This is a genomic window from Bacteroidales bacterium (assembly GCA_021648725.1).
Lineage (GTDB): Bacteria > Bacteroidota > Bacteroidia > Bacteroidales > JAADGE01 > JAADGE01.
In genome coordinates, this window is record JAKISF010000001.1 from 115,400 (window position 1) to 132,699 (window position 17,300).

At 33.2% G+C, this 17,300-nt stretch carries 18 protein-coding genes and 5 tRNA genes; all 23 read left to right on the forward strand.

The features are described 5' to 3' along the window. The first annotated feature begins 54 nt into the window (after positions 1 to 54). The 23 genes from L3J35_00400 to rplL all read left to right on the forward strand — a co-directional run bounded on the left by L3J35_00400 (position 55) and on the right by rplL (position 17,251). A complete protein-coding gene (locus L3J35_00400) occupies positions 55 to 3,435 on the forward strand; it encodes a methylmalonyl-CoA mutase family protein (protein MCF6364644.1) in 3,381 nt (1,126 codons plus the stop codon). 12 nt (positions 3,436 to 3,447) lie between these two features. Beyond that, on the forward strand, positions 3,448 to 4,101 hold the full coding sequence (locus L3J35_00405) for a hypothetical protein (protein ID MCF6364645.1): 654 nt from the start codon (positions 3,448 to 3,450) through the stop codon (positions 4,099 to 4,101). Positions 4,102 to 4,200: 99 nt separating this feature from the next. Next, positions 4,201 to 5,283 carry a class II fructose-bisphosphate aldolase gene (gene fbaA, locus L3J35_00410; protein MCF6364646.1) on the forward strand — a complete coding sequence of 361 codons (1,083 nt, stop codon included), beginning with the start codon at positions 4,201 to 4,203 and terminating at the stop codon, positions 5,281 to 5,283. Positions 5,284 to 5,358: 75 nt separating this feature from the next. After that, a complete protein-coding gene (gene accD, locus L3J35_00415) occupies positions 5,359 to 6,216 on the forward strand; it encodes an acetyl-CoA carboxylase, carboxyltransferase subunit beta (protein ID MCF6364647.1) in 858 nt (285 codons plus the stop codon). Positions 6,217 to 6,289: 73 nt separating this feature from the next. Next, a complete protein-coding gene (locus L3J35_00420; GenBank protein MCF6364648.1) occupies positions 6,290 to 8,131 on the forward strand; it encodes an amino acid carrier protein in 1,842 nt (613 codons plus the stop codon). Between the two features lie 4 nt (positions 8,132 to 8,135). Further along, complete coding sequence (locus L3J35_00425; GenBank protein ID MCF6364649.1) at positions 8,136 to 9,302, forward strand: helix-hairpin-helix domain-containing protein; 1,167 nt, start codon at positions 8,136 to 8,138, stop codon at positions 9,300 to 9,302. 3 nt (positions 9,303 to 9,305) lie between these two features. Then, positions 9,306 to 9,584, forward strand: coding sequence for a hypothetical protein (locus L3J35_00430; GenBank protein ID MCF6364650.1), 279 nt, complete (start codon positions 9,306 to 9,308; stop codon positions 9,582 to 9,584). A 78-nt stretch (positions 9,585 to 9,662) separates the two neighbouring features. Beyond that, positions 9,663 to 10,808 (forward strand): acyl-CoA dehydrogenase family protein, encoded by a 1,146-nt coding sequence (locus L3J35_00435; protein MCF6364651.1) that lies wholly within the window; start codon positions 9,663 to 9,665, stop codon positions 10,806 to 10,808. A 108-nt stretch (positions 10,809 to 10,916) separates the two neighbouring features. Further along, positions 10,917 to 11,111, forward strand: coding sequence for a 30S ribosomal protein S21 (gene rpsU, locus L3J35_00440; protein MCF6364652.1), 195 nt, complete (start codon positions 10,917 to 10,919; stop codon positions 11,109 to 11,111). A 100-nt stretch (positions 11,112 to 11,211) separates the two neighbouring features. Next, positions 11,212 to 12,102, forward strand: coding sequence for a tyrosine-type recombinase/integrase (locus L3J35_00445; GenBank protein MCF6364653.1), 891 nt, complete (start codon positions 11,212 to 11,214; stop codon positions 12,100 to 12,102). A 5-nt stretch (positions 12,103 to 12,107) separates the two neighbouring features. Continuing rightward, the gene (raiA, locus tag L3J35_00450) at positions 12,108 to 12,407 is read left to right on the forward strand and encodes a ribosome-associated translation inhibitor RaiA (GenBank protein MCF6364654.1); all 300 of its coding nucleotides are present in this window, start codon (positions 12,108 to 12,110) and stop codon (positions 12,405 to 12,407) included. A gap of 139 nt (positions 12,408 to 12,546) precedes the next feature. Beyond that, positions 12,547 to 12,620, forward strand: a tRNA-Thr gene (locus tag L3J35_00455). Positions 12,621 to 12,635: 15 nt separating this feature from the next. Continuing rightward, positions 12,636 to 12,717, forward strand: a tRNA-Tyr gene (locus L3J35_00460). A 30-nt stretch (positions 12,718 to 12,747) separates the two neighbouring features. Next, positions 12,748 to 12,820, forward strand: a tRNA-Gly gene (locus L3J35_00465). A 13-nt stretch (positions 12,821 to 12,833) separates the two neighbouring features. Further along, positions 12,834 to 12,905, forward strand: a tRNA-Thr gene (locus tag L3J35_00470). A gap of 61 nt (positions 12,906 to 12,966) precedes the next feature. Continuing rightward, entirely contained in the window at positions 12,967 to 14,154 is a 1,188-nt protein-coding gene (tuf, locus tag L3J35_00475; GenBank protein ID MCF6364655.1) for an elongation factor Tu, read from the forward strand. 64 nt (positions 14,155 to 14,218) lie between these two features. Next, positions 14,219 to 14,291: transfer RNA gene (locus L3J35_00480), tRNA-Trp, on the forward strand. 13 nt (positions 14,292 to 14,304) lie between these two features. Further along, positions 14,305 to 14,493, forward strand: coding sequence for a preprotein translocase subunit SecE (gene secE / locus L3J35_00485; GenBank protein MCF6364656.1), 189 nt, complete (start codon positions 14,305 to 14,307; stop codon positions 14,491 to 14,493). A 7-nt stretch (positions 14,494 to 14,500) separates the two neighbouring features. After that, the gene (gene nusG / locus L3J35_00490) at positions 14,501 to 15,058 is read left to right on the forward strand and encodes a transcription termination/antitermination protein NusG (protein ID MCF6364657.1); all 558 of its coding nucleotides are present in this window, start codon (positions 14,501 to 14,503) and stop codon (positions 15,056 to 15,058) included. 66 nt (positions 15,059 to 15,124) lie between these two features. Continuing rightward, positions 15,125 to 15,562 carry a 50S ribosomal protein L11 gene (gene rplK / locus L3J35_00495; protein MCF6364658.1) on the forward strand — a complete coding sequence of 146 codons (438 nt, stop codon included), beginning with the start codon at positions 15,125 to 15,127 and terminating at the stop codon, positions 15,560 to 15,562. Positions 15,563 to 15,589: 27 nt separating this feature from the next. After that, complete coding sequence (gene rplA, locus L3J35_00500; protein ID MCF6364659.1) at positions 15,590 to 16,288, forward strand: 50S ribosomal protein L1; 699 nt, start codon at positions 15,590 to 15,592, stop codon at positions 16,286 to 16,288. Positions 16,289 to 16,315: 27 nt separating this feature from the next. Further along, on the forward strand, positions 16,316 to 16,840 hold the full coding sequence (rplJ, locus tag L3J35_00505) for a 50S ribosomal protein L10 (GenBank protein ID MCF6364660.1): 525 nt from the start codon (positions 16,316 to 16,318) through the stop codon (positions 16,838 to 16,840). Positions 16,841 to 16,876: 36 nt separating this feature from the next. Continuing rightward, entirely contained in the window at positions 16,877 to 17,251 is a 375-nt protein-coding gene (gene rplL / locus L3J35_00510; protein MCF6364661.1) for a 50S ribosomal protein L7/L12, read from the forward strand. The last annotated feature ends 49 nt before the right edge of the window (positions 17,252 to 17,300 follow it).

The window sequence follows — 17,300 nt, forward strand, 5'->3', positions numbered from 1 at the left end:
TGTATTTTTGACAACTCAAAACTTAAGTATCAAACATCAAATATCTATAATCTTATGTCTAACATCTCAAATATCAAATCTCAAAAAAAATATCAAGCAAAGAATCATATAAGAATAGTAACGGCAGCATCGCTTTTCGACGGGCATGATGCGGCAATTAACGTAATGCGAAGAATAATTCAAAGTACGGGAGCAGAAGTAATTCATCTCGGACATAATCGCTCCGTACAAGAAATTGTTGACTGTGCCGTACAAGAAGATGTTCAGGCAATTGCAATAACATCCTATCAAGGCGGGCATATTGAGTTTTTTAAATATATGAAAGATTTGCTCGAAGAAAAAGGCAGACCTGATATTAAAATTTTTGGCGGCGGCGGCGGAGTTATCCTTCCTGAAGAAATAAAAGAACTGCAAGAATACGGTATAACAAGAATATATTCGCCCGATGACGGTAGAGAAATGGGATTGCAAGGTATGATTAACGACCTTTTGCAAAAGTCTGACTTCTCTTTTGAACTTTCTGATTACCATAGTATTGCAAATATAAAAAAGAAAGATGTAAATTCAATTGCTCGTTTAATAACTATTGCCGAATGTTGTAATAATAAAGTTTCCGGTATTTTACAAGAAATACGAAAAATTGTAAAAACTAAAAAAATACCGGTTCTTGGAATTACAGGTACGGGAGGTTCAGGCAAATCATCTTTGGTTGACGAGCTTGTTCGCAGATACCTTGATGATTTTAACGAAAAAACAGTTGCAATAATTTCGGTTGACCCTTCAAAACGCAAAACAGGCGGAGCATTACTCGGTGATCGTATTCGTATGAACAGTATAAACGATAAGCGTGTTTATATGCGTTCTTTGGCAACTCGTCAGGCAAATTTGGCGATGTCTCCTTTTGTTAAAGATGCGGTTGATATTGCAAAAATTGCAGATTACGATTTAATTATTCTAGAAACTTCAGGTATAGGGCAGTCTGATACTGAAATCACAGAACACAGCGATATTGCAATGTACGTTATGACACCCGAATACGGTGCTGCAACACAGTTAGAGAAAATAGATATGCTTGATTTTGCAGATATTATTGCAGTAAATAAATCAGATAAAAGAGGTGCAGTTGATGCAATCAGAGACGTTAAAAAACAGTATCAAAGAAATCACGAACTTTTTGATATTGAAACAGATAAAATGCCGGTTTACGGAACGGTTGCTTCGCAATTTAATGACAGCGGGGTTAATGAATTGTATTTTGCTTTAATGAAATTAATTACAGAAAAAACATCTGTTAATTTTATCAATAAAGAAAATATAAAGGAAGTTAAACATGAAAAATTGCAAATTATTCTGCCGAAGCGAGTGAGGTATTTGTCAGAAATTTCTGAAACTATTCGTTCTTATAATGATTGGACAGAGAAGCAAGCAGAGATTGCACGAAATTTATTTGCTTACAAAACAACCTTTGAGCACCTGAAAGACCTTGAAGCATCTGAAACTATAAAAAAACTTTATGAAGAAACAGAACTCGACCTCGACCTGCGAAACAAAAAAATCATTGAAAGCTGGGAAGAGAAAGTTGAGAATTATGCAGGAGATGAATTTATTTACAAAGTAAGAAACAAAGAAATTAAAGTTAAAACTTTTTCTGAAAGTCTTTCGCATTTAAAAATTCCAAAAATTTCATTACCTAAATATAAAGATTGGGGCGAAATTTTAAAATGGAACTTACGTGAAAATGTTCCGGGAGAATTTCCGTATGCAGCAGGAGTTTTTCCGTTTAAACGTGAAGGAGAAGACCCTACAAGAATGTTTGCAGGCGAAGGCGGACCCGAAAGAACAAATAAACGATTTCATTACGTTTCATTCGGAATGCCTGCAAAAAGATTATCAACTGCATTCGACAGTGTAACTCTTTACGGCGAAAATCCTGACCGCAGACCCGATATTTACGGAAAAATAGGAAACTCCGGTGTTTCGATAGCTTGCCTTGATGATGCAAAAAAATTATATTCAGGTTTTGAACTTACAGATTCTGCAACTTCGGTTTCAATGACAATCAACGGACCGGCTCCTATTATGACGGCATATTTTATGAATGCCGCAATTGACCAAGAATGCGAAAAATACATTAAAGAAAACGGCTTAGAAAAAGAAATTGAAGAAAAAATAAATGCAATTTATAAAGCAGAAGGAACGCAACGACCCAAATATCAAGGAGATTTACCCGAAGGAAATAACGGTTTGGGATTAATGCTTCTCGGTGTAACGGGAGATGAAGTTCTGCCGAAAGATGTTTACGAAAAAATAAAAACAGAAACAATTACAAAAGTAAGAGGAACCGTTCAAGCTGATATTTTAAAAGAAGACCAAGCACAAAACACTTGCATTTATTCAACCGATTTTTCATTGAAATTAATGGGCGATATGCAAGAATATTTCATAAATAATGGTGTCCGTAATTTTTATTCTGTTTCAATTTCAGGTTATCATATTGCCGAAGCAGGAGCAAATCCTATCAGCCAGCTTGCATTTACGCTTGCCAACGGTTTCACTTACGTGGAATATTATGTTTCCAGAGGAATGGATATTAATAAATTTGCACCGAACCTATCATTCTTTTTTTCGAACGGATTAGACCCCGAATATTCTGTTATGGGACGAGTTGCACGTTTAATTTGGGCAAAAGCAATGAAGCAAAAATATGGTGCGGACGACCGTTCGCAAAAATTAAAATATCATATCCAAACTTCCGGTCGTTCTTTACATGCACAAGAAATTGATTTTAATGATATTCGCACAAGTTTGCAAGCACTTTATGCAATTTATGATAATTGTAACTCCTTGCATACCAATGCTTATGATGAGGCGATTACAACACCTACAGAGGAAAGTGTAAGACGTGCAATGGCAATACAACTTATTATAAATCATGAACTTGGTTTGGCAAAAAATCAAAATCCGCTGCAAGGAGCTTTCATTATTGAAGAACTTACCGATTTAGTTGAAGAAGCCGTTTTAACGGAATTTGACCGCATTACTGAACGTGGCGGAGTTCTCGGAGCAATGGAAACCATGTATCAACGCAGTAAAATACAAGAAGAAAGTTTGTATTATGAAAATTTAAAACATACGGGCGAACTTCCTATTATGGGTGTAAATACTTTCTTATCATCACAAGGCTCACCAACGGTTACACCAGGTGAAGTTATAAGAGCAACTGAAGAAGAAAAAGAATATCAAATTAAAATGCTTGAACAACTTCATAAAACAAAAGAAAATAGAGCAGGGGATAGACTTGAAAGCTTAAAACAGGCATCAAAACAAAATAAAAATATTTTTGCCGAACTTATGGAAACCGCAAAAGTTTGCTCAATCGGGCAAATAACGGGAGCATTATTTCAAGTCGGTGGGCAGTATAGGAGGAATATGTAAGAGATAAAAGTTATGAATAAAACAATTCTTATTACATTAATGTCAATTCTTATATTTGGTTGCAGTACAGGTAAATATGTTTCTGATTATAAGCAAATAAAGAAGTCAATTGATACACTTGTTGTGTTATTACCGATGGTGATAATAGATGAGGTTGACTTTCAGGGTAAAAGGATGGCTGACGACAAACTTGAAAAAGATATTAGAGAAAAAATTGTAAATAAGACATATGATATGCTTATACAAAAGTATGAAATCAAAGAAAATCTTTATAGAAAAGAATATAATGATGAAAATATTGAAGACATACGGAGTTTAGTTATGAAAATTAAGAATTCTCCAAATCCGATAAATAATTTATTTTTTCCCGGCACTATTTTTCAAAACTATGAGATTAAAACAGATAAATGTTTTTTACTCATTTATCTAAAAGGACATTATACTTTAGGAGTAGGACCATATGGACCACCCGGAATATTAGGAGATGGCGTAAGAATATACCTTCCGCCTACAAGATTTGCTGATAAAGAAATAGGAGTATTATTATTTAATGAAAACAAAGAAGTTTTATATTATAATTTTATTTCCTCTGCAAATGACCCAAGAATAAAAGAGTTATTAGAAAGAGATCTTATGAAAGTTCTTAAACCAATCTATTATAGATAAAAAAATCTTGCCCTAAATAATCAAATTATTATCTTTGAATTTTATTTTCAGAAAATTAATTTATTAAATCAAAATTTATAATTCATAATTCAAAAAGATATGGCATTCAAAAATATAAAACCCGGAGTTCTTCATGGAGAAGATATTCAAAAACTTTTTAAAATTGCACAAGAAAACAACTTTGCAATACCGGCAGTAAATGTAGTCGGTTCTCATTCCGTAAATGCAGTGCTTGAAGCTGCCGCAAAAGCAAATTCTCCCGTTATGATTCAGTTTTCAAGCGGAGGAGCCCAGTTTTTTGCAGGTAAAAGCTTAAATAATGATAATCATTCAGCACAAATTCTCGGAGGAATCGCAGGAGCAAAATATGTTCATTCGGTAGCGGAAGCATACGGTGTTCCCGTAATTTTACATACCGACCATGCAGCAAAAAAACTACTTCCTTGGATTGACGGACTTCTTGAAGAAGGGCACAAACATTTCATGAAATACGGTAAACCTCTTTTCAGTTCGCACATGTTAGATTTATCGGAAGAAACTCTCGAAGAAAATATTGAAATTTCCGAAAAATACCTTAAAGACATGAGCAAAATAGGAATGACTTTGGAAATTGAACTCGGTATTACAGGTGGAGAAGAAGACGGTGTTGATAATGAGGATGTTGACGAATCAAAACTTTACACACAACCTGAACATGTTGATTATGCTTACACAAAACTATCAGCAATAAGTGATAAATTTACAGTCGCAGCATCTTTCGGAAATGTGCATGGAGTTTATAAACCCGGAAATGTAAAACTTACCCCGAAAATTCTTTTAAATTCTCAAAAATATATTCAAGAAAAACATAATCTTACAGACAGTGAGCCTGTTAATTTTGTTTTTCACGGAGGCTCAGGTTCTTCTCACGAAGAAATAAGAGAGGCAGTTTCATACGGAGTAATTAAAATGAATATTGATACAGACACACAGTGGGCATTTTGGAACGGTGTAAGAAAATACGAAGCTGCAAATCACGATTATTTACAAGGACAAATTGGAAATCCCGAAGGAGATGACAAACCGAATAAGAAAAAATACGATCCGAGAGTTTGGCTTCGAGAAGGTGAAAAATCATTAGCAGAAAGATTACAAATTGCTTTTGAAGATTTGAATTGTATTAACAGAAATGAACTTTTATAATTGAAAATATAATTTTGTTGAAAGGATTTTTATTTCCTTTTCAACTTTTAACTTTTAACTTTCAACTAAAAAGATATGGCTGAAGAAAAAGCAGGTTGGTTTAGCAGAAAAGAACAAGGAATTGTTACCGAAACCAAAGATAAAAAAGAAATAAAAGAAGGTATGTGGTATAAATGTCCGAAATGCAAGACTGTTGTTACTACAGAGGAACATGAAGAAAATCTTAACGTATGTAAATGCGGTTATCATGACAGAATCCCTGCAAAAAAATACTTTGAAATTTTATTTGATGATAATAAATATACAGAACTTGATAAAAATCTGACATCAGCAGACCCTTTAAACTTCCATGACAGAAAAAAATATACCGACAGATTAGTCGCTATGGAAAAAAAGACCGGTTTAAAAGATGCAATGACTTCTGTTACCGGAAAAATAGGAGGATATGATATTGTTATTGCCGCAATGAATTTTGAATTTATAGGAGGTTCAATGGGTGCGGTAGTCGGAGAGAAAATTGCAAGAGCAATTGATTACAGTTTGGAGCATAAAATACCTTTTATGATTATTTCAAAGTCAGGAGGTGCAAGAATGATGGAAGCCGCATTTTCATTAATGCAAATGGCAAAAACATCAGCAAAATTAAATCAATTATCTGATGCAAAAATTCCATATATTTCTTTATTATTAGATCCTACAACCGGCGGTGTAACAGCCTCTTATGCAATGCTGGGAGATGTAAATATTGCAGAACCCGAAGCATTAATAGGCTTTGCAGGTCCGCGTGTAATAAGAGATACGGTCGGTCATGATTTGCCCGAGGGTTTTCAGCGTTCTGAATTTGTTTTGGAGCACGGTTTCTTGGATTATATTGTTGAAAGAAAAAATCTGAAGAAGAAACTTACACAACAATTAAAAATGTTTGCAAATTAAGTAAATCAAAATATAAAAACTAACTGTCAGGTAAATATACTGACAGTTTTTGTATAAATAAAATCATAATAAAATGAGAAGTTTTCTGTTTAATTTATTATTTATTTTTATATCAGTTTTATCATTCGGTCAAAATTTTGAATTTGAAATAAAAACATCAAACAAATCAAAAAAAATTAATAACGGTGTGGCAAGTATTATTGTAAAAGGCGGAACAGCACCTTATACTTATTATTGGTCAAACCAATCAACTTCTCTAAACTCTTTAATTGCCGACGGCTTAACCGAAGGAAAAGAATATTCAATTGAAATAACTGATGCAAAAGGTATAAAAGCAAAAAAAACTTTTGTAATAGAAACAACATCTGCTGACGAAAAAATAAATTCGTTTTTCACTCCTATTGTTGATGCAATAGCAACTGTTTTGATGTTTGATATTTTTGCAACATTACATATTTATAATCCTATACTACATGATGACAGCGGTAATGTTTTAAAACATGCAAACGGTGACCCTAAAAAAATGAAAATTCCTTTTGTAGTTGTGTGGCTTGTTTTCGGTGCATTGTTTTTTACTATAAAAATGAAGTTTATAAATTTCAAAGGATTTAAACATGCAATCGACTTAATAAGAGGTAAATATGACAATCCTAAGGATAAGGGGGAAGTGTCTCATTTTCAGGCATTGACAACTGCTCTTTCGGCAACTGTGGGCTTGGGTAACATTGCCGGTGTTGCAATTGCTATTACAATAGGAGGTCCCGGTGCAACATTTTGGATGATACTTGCAGGACTTCTCGGTATGGCATCAAAATTTACGGAAGTTACATTAGGCGTAAAATACAGAACAATAGATGAAGACGGTCAAGTTGCCGGAGGACCGATGTATTATTTAAGTAAAGCATTAAAAAAGAAAAATCTCGGAAAGCTCGGAAAAGTTCTTGCGGCAATATTTGCAGTTCTTGTAATCGGAGGTTCTCTCGGAGGAGGAAATATGTTTCAGGCAAATCAAGCATTTTCACAATTATCGGGTAAATTATCACCTTATTTTATGGGAATTGAAGGGTACGGAGCATATTTCGGGATACTAATTGCAATTTTTGTCGGTATTGTTGTAATAGGCGGTATTAAAAGTATTGCAAATGTTACGGAAAAAATTGTACCTTTTATGGCAGTTTTGTATGTCGGTGCTGCATTAATTATAATCGGAATTAATATTACAGAAACAGGGCATGCTTTCGGATTAATATTTAACGGTGCTTTTGCTGCCGATGCAATGAAAGGTGGGTTTGTAGGAGTGCTTATTGTAGGTTTTCAAAGAGCTGCTTTTTCTAATGAAGCCGGCGTCGGTTCAGCTTCAATTGCTCATTCTGCCGTAAAAACAGACCGACCTGTAAGTGAGGGCTTTGTTGCTTTACTTGAACCGTTTATTGATACTGTTGTTATTTGCACAATGACAGCACTTGTAATTATTTTTACGGGATTTTATGATCCGACATTAGCAAACGGACTTGCAGGTGTCGAACTGACTTCAAAAGCATTTGAAAGTGTTTTTCCTTGGTTTTCATGGATATTGTTAATTGCCGTTTTGCTTTTTGCTTTTTCAACGATGATATCTTGGTCTTATTACGGTTTAAACGGTTTTAAATATTTATTCGGAAAATGGTTCGGAAATAAAAAAGTAACGAAAAATCTATATTTAAGTTCATTAGTTTATTATATTATTTTTTTGATATTTATAGTGATAGGTTCTGCTTCAAGTCTTGGTGCTGTGGTTGATTTTTCTGATTTTATGATACTGAGCATGGCAATTCCAAATATTCTGGGTTTATTAATTTTGGCTCCGGAAGTAAAACAAGATTTAAAAAAATACCTTTCAGATATTAAAAACGGAGTTATTAAAAAATACAAATAATTAAGTGTCTCGAAAAGAACAAATAAAGGAATTTCTTACGTTCACAAAAGGCGAAAAAAAGGGAATAATTGTTCTTATTATTCTTGTGTTAACCGTAATTCTAATTAACCAATTTTCACACCTTTTAATAAAAGAAGAAAAAATTGATTTTTCCGAATTTAAAAAACAAATCAACGAATTTGAAAAATCATTAGTATTGAAAGAGAAAGATAACAACAAATCATACTTCGAGTTAAAGTATGATACTCTGCAACTGTTTTCTTTTAATCCGAATAATACATCAAAAAATAAATGGGAATTATTGGGTTTGTCGGAAAAACAAATAAAAACTGTTAATAACTACCTGAACAAAGGCGGAAAGTTTATCTATAAAAATGATTTTAAGAAGATTTACGGTATCTCGGCATTTCAATTTCAAAAATTAAATCCATACATTGATTTACCTGAAAAGGAAGGAAGTTATAATTCGGAATTTTCTGATGATGGCAATAAAGAAAATAATTCGGAATATTTTATTCCTGATGTAGAAAATTATATTGATTTTAACCCTAATATAATTTCAGATTTTGAATGGAAAAGATTGGGATTTTCAACAAAGCAAATTACTGTAATCCGAAAATATTTAGACAAAGGCGGCAAGTTTTATAAAAAAGAAGATTTGAAAAAGATATACGGAATTAAAGAATTTCAATACGAGAGAATAAAAAATTATATAAAAATTCCGATAAAAGAAGACAGTACTGAAATAAAGGAAAAAGAAGTTAATATTAAACCGAAAGTTAATATAAACAATTTATCGATTGAAGAAATGAAAAAATACGGTAAATTTTGGCAATTCAACGCAACAAGAATTGTAAAATACAGAAATTTACTCGGCGGATATTACAAAAAAGAACAACTTCTTGAAGTTTACGGTATGAAAAGAGAATACTACCTGAAAGTTGCAGATGATATTACTATAGATAAATCAAAACTTGAAAAAATCAATATTAACTTTGCCGAAGTTTCAGAACTCGGCAGGCATCCTTACATAACTTATAAAGAGGCAGAAAAAATATTGAAATACAGAAATAGAAAAGGGTCGTATAAAAATCTTGAAGATTTAATAAATAAAGAGATCGTTACAAAATCATTATACGACAAAATAAGTCCTTATTTAAAAGTGAAATAAAAAATGAACAGGAAAAAAAATAAAAAAGAAATATTTCTGAAACAACAAAAAGAACCTTCAAAGATAACTTTAAAATTAAACAGGGCTTGTATCTTCGGAGGATCTTTGGCTGAAATAAAAAGACTTGTGGCAGAAAATGAATATACAATTCCTGAATTAGAACATGCTGTTTCGGTTTTAAGAGGAAGCGTAACAAGTGCACTTGAAAACAATTTAGCAGAAGAAGCAGAAATGTTTTTAAAGAAAATTATTAAAGGAAAAAAACTTTTGAAAAGGATATGATTTTATTCTTTTAAGGTAATCTTTTTTCATTTTTATTTTATTTATATTTACAAAATAAAAATTCTAAATATATTTAAAATGAATTTCGATTTATCAGAAGAACATAAATTAATACGCCAAACCGTAAGAAATTTTGCCGAAAGAGAGATTAAACCTGTTGCACAAGAATTAGACGAAAAAGGAGAATTCTCTGTTGATTTAACAAAAAAAATGGGAGAATTAGGTTTGTTCGGAATGTATTTACCTGAAAAATTCGGAGGGCAGGGACTTGATACACTTTCATATATTATAGCTGTTGAGGAACTTGCAAGAATCGACAGTTCACAAGCGGCAACACTTGCAGCACATAACTCATTGGGTATCGGTCCAATCTATTATTTCGGAACAAAAGAACAAAAAGAAAAATATTTGCCGAAGCTTTGTACAGGAGAGCATCTTTGGGCATTCGGTTTAACCGAACCCGATGCAGGTTCAGATTCCAGAGGAACCAAAACAACAGGCAAACTCGTAAACGGAGAGTGGGTTATAAACGGTTCAAAGATTTTTATTACAAACGGAGCTTCGAAGATTGCAATGGGAGCAACGGTGCAAACAGTTGCAAAAACAGAAGGAAGAGAACGAAAGTTTACAACAATCCTTGTTGATAAAGGAACAAAAGGATACAGCACTATACCCATGCACGGAAAAATGATGTGGCGAGCATCAGATACTGCTGAATTGTATTTTGATGATTGCAGAGTTCCGAAGGAGAATATTCTCGGAAAAGAGGGGCAAGGTTCTAAAATTATGTTGAGCACGCTTGATAACGGTCGCTTGTCTATTGCTGCAATGGGACTTGGGTTGGCACAAGGAGCATTAGAAATGGCAGTTCAATACTCAAAAGAAAGAAAACAATTCGGAAGAGAAATTAATAAGTTTCAAGCAATTTCTTTTCGTCTTGCTGACATGGCAATGAAAGTTGAACTCGGCAGAAACTTATTATATAAAGCATGTTGGTTGAAAGATAATAAAAAACCTTTCGGAAAAGAGGCTGCTATGTCCAAATTATACTGTTCAGAAATTGCAAAAGAAGTTGCAGACGACGCTGTTCAAATTCACGGAGGTTACGGCTTGATGAAGGATTATCCGATTGAAAGGTTTTTCAGAGACCAGAGGTTATTGCAAATAGGAGAGGGAACGTCAGAAATTCAAAGATTAGTAATTGCAAGAGAAGTATTAAAATAAAATTTTAACAATTTGTTGTTTTTGTGAAAAATATTTGTTATTTTTATAGTAATTAATAAATTTGCCGTTTAAAATTTTTATAACAATAATTAAAAAAAGGAGATTTTTATGATTAAAATACCCGTTAAAGAAGGCGAAAGCATTGAAAGAGCTTTAAAAAGATTAAAACGAAAAATTGACAGAACAGGTGTTATTAAAGAAGTTCGTATCAGAAAACAATTTAATAAACCTTCTGTTTTAAAACGTCAACAACTTATTAAAGCTATATATGTTGAGCAGTTAAGAAGAGAAGAAAACGAGTAGTTTAGTTTTTCACATTACTTTTCTGAGGTTTTTTTACTTCGGGAAAGTAATTTTCTCGATTGAATTTTATTTCTGTAGAATCTCGAAAATTTTATTGTCAATGCATAAGGAGAAATTCTTAAAATATTTAGAATTCCGAAAAAAATATTCTCTCCATACAATAAATTCTTATGCACGTGATTTAGCCCAATTTGAAAATTTCTGTTCAGACTTCTTCCCTGAAAATAAAGTTAACGGAATAGTCGTTGATTTTAAAATTATCAGAAGATGGATTTCTTCATTAGCCGAAAAAGGAATAAGTACAAAAACAATAAACAGAAAATTATCAACTCTCAGAACATATTATAATTTTTTAATGCGAGAGGGACTTACCGAAACAAATCCTGCCGTGAAAGTTGTTCGTCCTAAAACCGAAAAAAAGTTACCCGAATTTATCAGTGAAGAAAAAATTAACGTATTATTAGACAGTGATTTATTTGATGACAATTTTGAAGGTGTCAGAAATAAACTAATGATAGAACTCTTATACGGAACAGGAATGAGAAGGGCCGAATTGATAGTAATTAAAATATTTGATATAGATATAGATAAAATGACAGTAAAAGTTACAGGTAAAGGAAACAAACAGAGAATTATTCCCTTCCCGGTTGTTTTTAAATCATTAATAAAAAGATATACAAAGTTGCGAGAAGAGCAAACCCCCGAAACAAACCATTTTTTTATAACTAAATCAGGTAAAGAAATATATCCGAATTTGGTATATCGAGTTGTTACTAAAAATATTTCACTTGTTTCTTCCGTTAAAAAGAGAAGCCCGCATACTTTAAGACATTCTTACGCGACACATTTATTAAACAACGGGGCAGATATAAATGCCGTAAAAGAATTATTAGGACATGCAAATTTATCGGCAACACAAATATACACACACAATACATTTGAAAAACTAAATAAAATTTATAAACAAGCTCACCCCAGAGCAAAAAAATAAATATTATGGATATAAACATAAAAACTACGCATTTCGATGCAGACAAAAAATTAATTGATTTTGTAAACAATAAAGTCAATAAACTGGATAAATATTTTGACGGAATAATAAGGTCAGAAGTTTCTCTTAATTATAACAAATCAAAGAAAAAATTTACGGAAAATAAAGAAGCTAAAATCAAAATTGAAATACCCGGCAGTGATTTATTTGCAGAAAAAGAAGCAACAACATTTGAAGAAGCTATTGACCTAACCCTTGATGCTCTTGAAAAACAAGTTAAAAAATACAAAAGTAAATTGAAGTAAATTAAAAAAATATTAAAATATTAAAAAAACATTTTGGTTGCTTAAAAAATAATCTTTACATTTGCAAACCGATTTTTGAGAGTAACGAAGAAATCGAGACAGTTCTTTATAGGAAATAGTTTATCTTTAAAAGAGTTTTGCCGATATAGCTCAGTTGGCCAGAGCAGCTGATTTGTAATCAGCCGGTCGGCGGTTCGAATCCGTCTATCGGCTCTTTTTTTGAAATAAGGGGGGATTCCGGAGCGGTCAAACGGGGCAGACTGTAAATCTGTTGGCATAGCCTTCGGAGGTTCGAATCCTCCTCCCCCCACAAATCAAAAAAAGGAGATAATAAAAAAATGCGGGAGTAGCTCAGTTGGTAGAGCGGCAGCCTTCCAAGCTGCAGGTCGCGGGTTCGAGCCTCGTCTTCCGCTCTTTTTTTTATTAGCCGATGTAGCTCAGGGGTAGAGCGTTTCCTTGGTAAGGAAGAGGTCACGAGTTCAATTCTCGTCATCGGCTCAACATTAAAAAATATATGTAAAAAAGTTTTTCAATCACTTTATAATAAATTTAAATAATCATGGCTAAAGAAAAATTTGACAGGTCAAAACCACACCTAAATATCGGAACAATCGGTCACGTTGACCACGGAAAAACTACTTTAACAGCAGCGATTACCTTAACACTAAGTAAAAAAGGTTTATGCGAAGTTAAAGATTTTGATTCTATTGATAATGCTCCGGAAGAAAAAGAAAGGGGTATTACTATTAATACTGCTCACGTTGAATATTCAACTGAAAAAAGACACTATGCACATGTTGACTGTCCCGGTCACGCCGATTACGTGAAAAATATGGTAACAGGTGCTGCTCAAATGGACGGTGCTATTATTGTTGTCGCCGGAACTGACGGTCCTATGCCTCAAACTCGTGAACATATTCTTTTAGCTAGACAAGTAAACGTTCCTAAAATCGTTGTTTTTATCAATAAAGTTGATATGGTTGACGATGATGAACTTCTTGAATTAGTTGAAATGGAAATGAGAGAACTTCTTGATTTCTATAAATATGACGGAGATAATACTCCTGTTATTATGGGATCTGCTCTTGGTGCATTAAACGGAGAAGCAAAATGGGAAGAAAAAATAATGGAACTTATGGATGCTGTTGATGAATGGATTCCGCTTCCTCCGAGAGATGTTGATAAAGATTTCTTAATGCCGGTAGAAGATGTATTCTCAATTACAGGCAGAGGTACTGTTGCAACAGGAAGAATTGAAACCGGACTGATACATACAGGAGATGAAGTTCAGATTATAGGTCTTGGTGCTGAAAAAATGAAATCAGTAATTACAGGAGTTGAAATGTTCAGAAAAATTCTTGATGACGGACAAGCAGGTGATAATGTAGGTTTACTTCTCAGAGGTGTAAAAAAAGAAGATATTTCAAGAGGTATGGTTATTTGTAAACCAGGTTCAGTTAACCCTCATACAAAATTTAAAGCTGAAGTTTATGTTTTGAAAAAAGAAGAAGGCGGACGTCATACTCCGTTCCATAATAACTATAGACCCCAGTTTTATCTAAGAACACTTGATGTTACAGGAGAAATTATGTTACCGGAAGGAACTGAAATGGTTATGCCCGGTGATAATGTTACAATTCAAGTTAATTTGATTACACCTGTTGCTCTTGATAATGGTTTAACTTTTGCTATTCGTGAAGGCGGACGTACAGTAGGAGCCGGTCAAGTAACTGAAATTATTGAATAATAATTTTGTCAAAATAATATTAATTCGGTAGTTGTTTCGGCTGCCGAATTAATTTGTATAACAAACGGGAGTAGCTCAGTTGGTAGAGCATCGGTCTCCAAAACCGAGTGCCGGGAGTTCGAGTCTCTCCTCCCGTGCTAAATTTCAGATATGAAAATTAAAGGTTACGTAAAGCAGTCATATAATGAACTTGTAAATAAAGTTACTTGGCCTACATGGTCAGATTTACAAAATAGTGCAATAGTTGTGATGATTGCATCATTTATCATTGCTTTGGTTATATATCTTATGGATATATCGTTTAAATTTATTATGGATTTTATTTATAAAGCTCTTTAAGTAAGATATGAGTGAAGTAATTGAAAATAAAGCAAAATGGTATGTTCTGAGAGCAATCGGAGGTAAAGAGAAAAAAGTAAAACTTTACATCGAAAGTGAAATCAGTCGATTAAATCTTGAAGACTTTATTATACAGGTAATTATTCCTACAGAGAAAGTTTTTCAAGTAAGAAACGGGAAGAAAGTAAGCAGGGAGAGAAACTATTTCCCGGGCTATGTTTTCGTTGAAGCAATTTTGGTGGGTGAAATCCCCCATATTTTAAAAGGTGTTCCTAATGTTATCAATTTTTTAAGTGAAACAAAAGGAGGAGAGCCTGTGCCACTCAGACAAACAGAGGTAAACAGAATGCTTGGAAAAGTTGATGAATTAACAGAAAGCCAAGAATCTATATCAATACCTTATTTTGCAGGAGAGAATGTTAAAGTTACAGATGGACCCTTTAACGGGTTCACGGGTGTAATAGAAGAAGTTAACGAAGAAAAGAAAAAATTAAAAGTTATGGTTAAAATCTTCGGTAGAAAAACACCTTTAGAATTAAGTTTTATGCAAGTAGAAAAAGAATAGCTGTTACGTTTATTTATTATAAATGCTTCCACATACACTTTTTAAACACTTTCAAAAAGAAAGAAAATGGCTAAAGAAGTAACAAAAGTTGTTAAATTACAAATAAAAGGCGGTGCTGCAAACCCATCACCACCGGTTGGACCTGCATTAGGTGCTGCAGGCGTTAATATTATGGAATTCTGTAAGCAATTTAACGCCAGAACGCAAGATAAAGCAGGACAAGTTATTCCGGTAGAGATACAGGTTTACAAAGATAAGTCTTTTGATTTTGTAACAAAAACTTCACCCGCTGCAGTCCAGTTATTGCAAGCTGCTAAAATTAAGTCCGGTTCAGGTGAACCTAACGTAGATAAAGTAGCTAAAGTAACTTGGGATCAAATCAGAGCAATTGCTGAAGATAAAATGGCAGATTTAAATGCCTTTAAAATTGAATCAGCAATGAAAATGGTTGCAGGTACGGCTAGAAGTATGGGAATTGTCGTGAAAGGCGAATTTCCCGGATAAGATGAATTAATTAATCTTCCTAATAAAATGGCAAGAATAACTAAAAATGTAAAGGCAGCCTTTGCTAAAGTAGAAAAAGGCAGAAAGTACTCATTGTCTGAAGCTTCATCTTTGGTAAAAGAGATAACATTCGCAAAATTTGATTCATCTGTTGATATTGATGTCAAATTAGGTGTAGATCCGCGAAAAGCAGATCAAATGGTAAGAGGAACAGTGTCATTACCTAACGGAACAGGTAAAGACGTAAGAGTTCTCGTGCTATGCACACCTGATAAAGAAGACGAAGCTAAATCAGCAGGTGCAGATCATGTAGGGTTGGATGAATATGTCGAAAAAATCAAAGGTGGTTGGACAGATATTGATGTTATTGTAGCAACTCCGTCTGTTATGGGAAAGGTAGGTCCCTTAGGTCGAATTTTAGGACCAAGAGGTTTAATGCCGAACCCAAAAATCGGAACAGTTACAATGGATATTGCGAACACCGTAAATGAATTAAAACAAGGGAAAATAGACTTTAAAGTTGATAAGTATGGAATTATCCATTCTTCAATAGGTAAAGTTTCCTTTGATGCTTCAAAAATTGCTGAGAATGCAAAAGAATTTTTAAATACAATTCTTAAATTAAGACCGACATCAGCAAAAGGAAGTTATATGGAAAGTATCTATATGTCCAGTACAATGAGTCCGAGTATCAGTATAGATGAAAAATCATTTATTGCTGAATAGTATAAATAATTTTCAAATAATCTGATTATGACACGTGAAGAAAAAAATCAGGTAATTGGTATATTAACCGATAAAATTAATAATGCTTCGCATATCTATGTAACTAATTCTTTAGGATTAAATGCAGGAGATACTGTTAAATTAAGAAAGGAGTGTTATAAAAATGAAATCGAGTTAGTTATCGCTAAAAATACCTTATTAAAAAAAGCGATTGAAAAGTCTGATAAAGACTTATCAGAATTGTTTGAGGCACTTGCGGGTCCCACTTCAATTATGTTTTCTGAAGTGGGAAATAAACCGGCTAAGCTCATAAAAGACTTTAAAAAGAAATTTAATCTGGATAAACCCTTATTAAAAGGTGCTTATGTTGAAGAAGGTTTCTATTTTGGAGACGATCAAATAGATGTATTAGCTTCTATTAAATCGAAAGAAGAGCTTATTGCTGATGTTATCGGCTTATTACAAGCACCTGCCGTAAATGTGCTCTCAGCATTGCAATCAGGAGGAAATACTCTTACAGGTATATTAAAAACTCTTGAAGAAAAAGAATAAATAATTAAGTAAATTAAACTAATAAAATTGAATAAAATGGCAAATATTAAAGATTTTGCAGAGCAATTAGTTAGCTTAACAGTAAAAGAAGTTAAAGAATTAGCAGATATTCTTAAAGACGAATACGGAATTGAACCCGCAGCTGCACCTGTTGCAGTTGCTGCAGCTGCTGCCGGTGGTGGTGATGCCGCTGCTGAAAAAACTGAATTTGATGTAATTTTAAAAGCAGCAGGTTCAGCTAAACTTAAAGTAGTTAAGAAAGTTAAGGAATTAACAAGTGTAGGTTTAAAAGAAGCTAAAGATATCGTAGATAGTGCACCTTCAACAATTAAAGAAGGAGTTTCAAAAGAAGAAGCCGAAGCTTTAAAGACTGAATTAGAAGGAGAAGGCGCTGAAATAGAACTGAAATAACTATTTATTTTCGGTTAAGTAGGGTTTAGAGTTAAAGAAATTTAACTCT